Here is a 4,926-nt window from a genome sequence, read left to right on the forward strand (position 1 = left end):
GCACCTGTTGCTGTTATCATTGCGGCTTCAACATCACGTACGCTTAAACCGCGCACCCACATTTCTCTTACTATTTCTTCTAGTACTTGACTGCGGGAGCCTAAATTCTGTCATATTTTTGAACGATATGGTTATTCACTATCTCGTACTTGCGGCAATTTTACTTTAAGAACACCTTCGGCGGTTTTTAATGTACCGTTTTCATATCCATTGCGTTGACCAGTATTTTCATCGTCTTGGCGCTCATAACGGCAACGACCAAGGAATTCTGTTTGTTCATGCTCAAGCAGTTCTTGAATAACTTTTTCTGTGGATAAGCGTACTAACTTACTGATCATCTCTGAGCCGCTGTTAGTTTGCGTATTGTCGTTTAATAATGCTTTCAAAGCTTGTGCTTTTTCTTCACTTGGGGGATTTCTATGCATGACGTGTAGTGCTCCTGTTGGCGTTTTTGAAACTTTGATAACTTCTTAATACCAACCGATGTGCTGCACGTCGCCTCTTTTTTTATTTACAGGAACTTTAGGGCATAACCTTATTTAGTTTTATAAGGCGGTATTTGGTATTTTACATGCTATACAAATTTAAACATATGCGCTAATTTATTCTACACGCATGTTATCTGGTGAGAACTTTATGCAATTACTTTCAGAGCGCCCATTATTTATGCATAGCCTCTTTCGTGTTTTATCAGAATCAATTCGCGGCCAGCTTGATCGTATTGCTTTAGGCAAACGCAGCGATGCCAGCTATTAGCTATTAAATTATAACAACGTAGCTAAAAGTCATTTATTTGAATAATAATTATTATTACTACTCAGGTATCCAGGAGAAAGAATTCAGTATCCCCAGAATACACTGAAGACAGCGCTATTAATTGGTGAGTTAATTATCAGAGCCAAAAGTTACTCCCTTTTAATAAGCTAATAATTTATAACTACAGTTATTTCTTATCTGTGTTAGTTTTAGCTTTATTTGTCTGCAAAATGCTCGTTGATCATAGTGCTCATTAAATTATAATCAACATATTTATTTAAGGTTTGCCAATCTTTAGCGCGATAATACTGATTTACAAATTTACCTAGATAGTATTTACCATTTATCGGATATCTAACATATGTATCTAATATTATGTGATGTTTTCCATCAGGGGTGTTTTTAGGTATTTGTTGAATTATTTCATCAGGGTAGCGATCTTTAAAAACAAGGCTTCCATTACGTATTTCAATAACTATTTCTGCACGAGAACTATTTTTAACGGCAGCATGATGCAAGACAAAATCCCCAGCTTCCATTTTACTCCAGCAATACATAGCCTTACCTTTATCAACCTTAACAACTATAGCTGTACGCACTGGAAATCTGTGACCATCATTGGTAACAAAAATTGAAACCATAATATCATCTTCTTTTATTTTTTCTTTTGGCATTATAGGCCGTATATCACCGCAGTTTAGCGCCGCCATTAAATTATTGGTTAATGAGTTATCATTTAATTGTTTTACCTTTTCTAGCCAAGGTATATTAGTATAATCATCACTATCGCCTTGACATCGGCTAAAAACACAAGAAAAGCAATTAGGTTGATTATCAGCTGGAAATAAATTTATTGACCAACCTGATAAGGTTATCTCAGCCACAAATTCACTAGGATCAAATATTGCTTCGTGTTGACCGGCAGGGACCATATAGTTTAATGGTAACGAAGGAAGATCGGTATTTACTGGCGTACTTTCAAGGGCGCCACCTTTACTGCCATCAAAATTTATTGGGTAAAATTCATAGTGTTTAGTGACTTTGTCGGTGCCGAATTGAGGTTTATCAACAATATCAAAATAATAATATTCTTTTGACGAATAAACACCAGCAACAGCATAGCTTATTTTATTATTATAAAATATAATATCATTAATATATTTAAAAGATTGGCCTGTTAAAGCATTGCGCATAGTGCCATCAATAAAAGGTACGGCAAAGTTTTTATATTGTTGTAATTGCTCTAAAAAGTCTTTGTCAGTTACCGGTCTTGATGAATCAGCAATTTTAGTTAACAGATGTTTGGCGCAGGGCAATATGCCGAATGTAACTAATTTTGGGATTTGCTGATTTATTTTTTCAGATGCTATTAAAGCATCTTTGCGCGTGATGCCTTTCTCTTTTAAGGTTTCAATTTGCTCAGGCGTAAATCCAGCTTTGGTAAATATCTGGTGAAATAGGTCATTTTTAGGCGCATTGCCTACTAGATTATCGCTGATTTTTTTTATTGATACACCAACATCTTTATTGCCAACTGCAATAGCGTGAATGTTTGCTCCATCTGGCGATTTAGTTGCTAATTTTATTTTGCCGTTGTTTTCTAAAACATCAGGCATTAAGTGAAGATCAAATTTTGCCCCAGATTCGCTAGGTTTTTTAAATACAACAACATCTTGATGAGGAATTACAGTACCTGTTGAACAGGCAGCCCATGCTTCTTCTTCTGATACATTATAGATGGGAAAATGTTCAGCTTTTATCGCTGGAATAGGAGATAAGGCAAGTTTTTCAGCACCATTAGCCATTAATTAACCTTTTTCGCATTTATAATTTTAAAAGGCTCGATTGTTATCGTGAAATAATCATATTAGTTGCTAACTAATTGATATTTTTTAAAAAAATACTGCTATAAATTAAATATTAGCTATATACAAAAGCCTAGCAATTACGGCATGTTAAAATTATGAATCGAGCAGCTGATTGGCTACATCAGGCCGAAGAAGATTTTTTATGGGCAAAAGATACCTATAACTCTAATCGTTTTTCCCAAGCATGTTTTGTATGTCAGCAGTGCGGTGAAAAGGCTCTAAAAGCTTTATCATTATCTCGTGGATTTGAGCGTGTAAAAAGTCATTTTATACTTGATATCGCACGCGCCTTAGAAATTAATAGCGAGATAGAAGAAGCTGCAAAGCGTTTAGACTTATATTACATAAGTACTCGTTATCCCGATGCACTTCCTTCTGGTGCCCTATTTGAGTTTTTTACCAAAGCGCAGGCTGAAGAAGCATTAGATTTTGTGCGAAAAATTTTGCAAGTGGTTCGTGATGAGATGAGGTCTTAATTAAGTGACTTCTTTGATTTTGCAAAAAAATATACGTGACCCTTTATATGGACACACTGCCGCGAGCTTTGAAACTGCGCTTAAAGAAAAGCTAAAGAATAGAGTTGAAACGGCCTATTTTTTTGGTAGTTACGGTACAGATGCTTTCAATGCAGATAGTGATATCGATTTAATTTTAATCAAACAAACTGATGTGTCATTTTTTGAACGAGCAATTGAATTTTTAGACCTATTAGATATTGTGCCATGCATTGATATTCTTGTTTATACTCCAGAAGAGTTTCATCGTCTTACTGCTGACCCTTCACCTGGATTTTGGCAATCAGTAGTTGCAACTTTAAGAATATTATAAAACGTGCACCCTGCTTGCTTTAAAGCAATGCGATATTTACCATAAGCAGTAGCAGCTCAGCGGTCATTCTAGTCTATAAATACAAATTGAATATTAATTCTTGCAGACTAGACGGTAAAACTAGACGCTTGACGGTCGGTTTGCTTTGCGGTGTTTACCTTTCATAACGATATCATCAATAATGCGAATAACTTTTTACATGAGGTCTTCACCGCGGCGTGTTTCAGATATAGCTACTGCGATATATAGTTTATCGCCATGACGGATAGAGGGTTTTCGCGCAATGTCTAATCTGCCTTGGTGGCGGCGCCGCCGGTGGGAGGATAGCTCACGGCGATATACTAAAAATACTGCGTGATGCGGTGACGGCGGCCGGGCAGCCCGAATCTTTCAGCCACAGCAACAGCTCTTGGTGCCGGTGGTCTTATCCGCTCCCGCGCGGCAGGTAGAAATGCCCAGCAAGGTATAAGCCGGACAAGTGCCGAAGATGCCGGTAAGCAAGGGAAGCAGGCCGATTAAGCCCCAGTAAGTATGCGGTCCGATAACGATAAGGCTCAAGAGCGCGAGCCCGACAATGATCCTCAGCACGCGATCGACGATATGCTCGTTTTTAGGGAAGATTTTCGCCAGCATAACGATCTCCTAGTTTATGCGGTGAAGGCTACCGCGGATTATAAAAATTGCTCTGTTATTGTATTAGATTCAAAATCTGGCAAAAGGATGCGCCGCTGGCTGGCTGATCAGCGGAACCAAACGGAATGAGCGACAAACTGACTTCGCTTTACGTTGAAGTAATAATCTAATTTCGTTTGATACTAAATTAGGGACACTAAATCACAGCTTAGCTGAACTATTTAATGCTTTTTATGAGTGCGTATGGAAAATTCAAATGCGCTAATGAATTACGGTGTAATAATATACTGAACGCCAATTAAAACAGAGATCCCTTCTTTAACTTGTGCATCACCAGTTTCAGATGAATATAAAGCCTTGGCGGCATACAGATGATTAGTCAGATTGCGAAAGGTTAATAATAGATTTAAGTTTGGATAAGGTGTGTAAGTGGAATTAAGATTGATTTCCCAAGGCCAATTGCGTTGTTCTTCAAAATAGCGGATGGCTCGTTCAGTTTCAGCAACGCTGTGTGAATAATATGGCGCTGGGCCAACAAACGCTTTAGAAAAAATGTATTTTGCGGTTAGTTCTGGAATGATATCAAAGCTAACGGCAACGCGCGGGCTAAGCGGAATCGTATCTACACGCGAATCATAATTACTACGCAAACCCCCAATAATACGTAAGCTTAAACCTGGAGCTATTTGCGTACCTCAACGCTTCAATTCGGCTCTGGGGTTGGCCAGAATTTTACGCTATTGAAAAAACTAGCACTCTGGCATGACGAAGATGCTAGCGATGACACAGGTGAAGACCGCTTAAGTCAACAAGAGCCCTTGTTAGCGACTTTAGCTGCAGC

6 protein-coding genes are annotated in these 4,926 nt (G+C 38.1%); 2 read left to right on the forward strand and 4 right to left on the reverse strand.

Features of this window, described 5'->3' with window-relative positions; translation table 11 throughout:
* Nucleotides 1-131 precede the first annotated feature (131 nt).
* Together JW841_17115 and JW841_17120 are read right to left on the reverse strand one after the other, a co-directional pair.
* Complete coding sequence (locus tag JW841_17115) at nt 132-425, reverse strand: transposase (protein MBN1962655.1); 294 nt, start codon at nt 423-425, stop codon at nt 132-134.
* Between the two features lie 546 nt (nt 426-971).
* Nucleotides 972-2,561 (reverse strand): hypothetical protein, encoded by a 1,590-nt coding sequence (locus JW841_17120; protein MBN1962656.1) that lies wholly within the window; start codon nt 2,559-2,561, stop codon nt 972-974.
* Nucleotides 2,562-2,719: 158 nt separating this feature from the next.
* On the opposite strand from JW841_17120, the gene JW841_17125 reads away from it, so the two are divergent.
* Entirely contained in the window at nt 2,720-3,100 is a 381-nt protein-coding gene (locus JW841_17125; GenBank protein MBN1962657.1) for a HEPN domain-containing protein, read from the forward strand.
* Nucleotides 3,101-3,104: 4 nt separating this feature from the next.
* Entirely contained in the window at nt 3,105-3,452 is a 348-nt protein-coding gene (locus tag JW841_17130) for a nucleotidyltransferase domain-containing protein (protein MBN1962658.1), read from the forward strand.
* Between the two features lie 390 nt (nt 3,453-3,842).
* Here the strand turns inward: JW841_17130 and JW841_17135 are convergent, their stop codons facing one another.
* A complete protein-coding gene (locus JW841_17135) occupies nt 3,843-4,085 on the reverse strand; it encodes a DUF2892 domain-containing protein (GenBank protein ID MBN1962659.1) in 243 nt (80 codons plus the stop codon).
* A 269-nt stretch (nt 4,086-4,354) separates the two neighbouring features.
* The gene (locus tag JW841_17140) at nt 4,355-4,735 is read right to left on the reverse strand and encodes a hypothetical protein (GenBank protein ID MBN1962660.1); all 381 of its coding nucleotides are present in this window, start codon (nt 4,733-4,735) and stop codon (nt 4,355-4,357) included.
* Nucleotides 4,736-4,926 lie beyond the last annotated feature (191 nt).

This window comes from Deltaproteobacteria bacterium, from assembly GCA_016931625.1.
In the GTDB taxonomy this organism is placed as follows: Bacteria; Myxococcota; XYA12-FULL-58-9; order XYA12-FULL-58-9; family JAFGEK01; genus JAFGEK01.

What these genes read in the sequence shown, in the direction of transcription:
- JW841_17115 (MBN1962655.1), bottom strand. Translation starts at nt 425, where the DNA reads ATGCATAGAAATCCCCCAAGTGAAGAAAAAGCACAAGCTTTGAAAGCA.
- JW841_17125 (MBN1962657.1), top strand. Translation starts at nt 2,720, where the DNA reads ATGAATCGAGCAGCTGATTGGCTACATCAGGCCGAAGAAGATTTTTTA.
- JW841_17135 (MBN1962659.1), bottom strand. Translation starts at nt 4,085, where the DNA reads ATGCTGGCGAAAATCTTCCCTAAAAACGAGCATATCGTCGATCGCGTG.
- JW841_17120 (MBN1962656.1), bottom strand. Translation starts at nt 2,561, where the DNA reads ATGGCTAATGGTGCTGAAAAACTTGCCTTATCTCCTATTCCAGCGATA.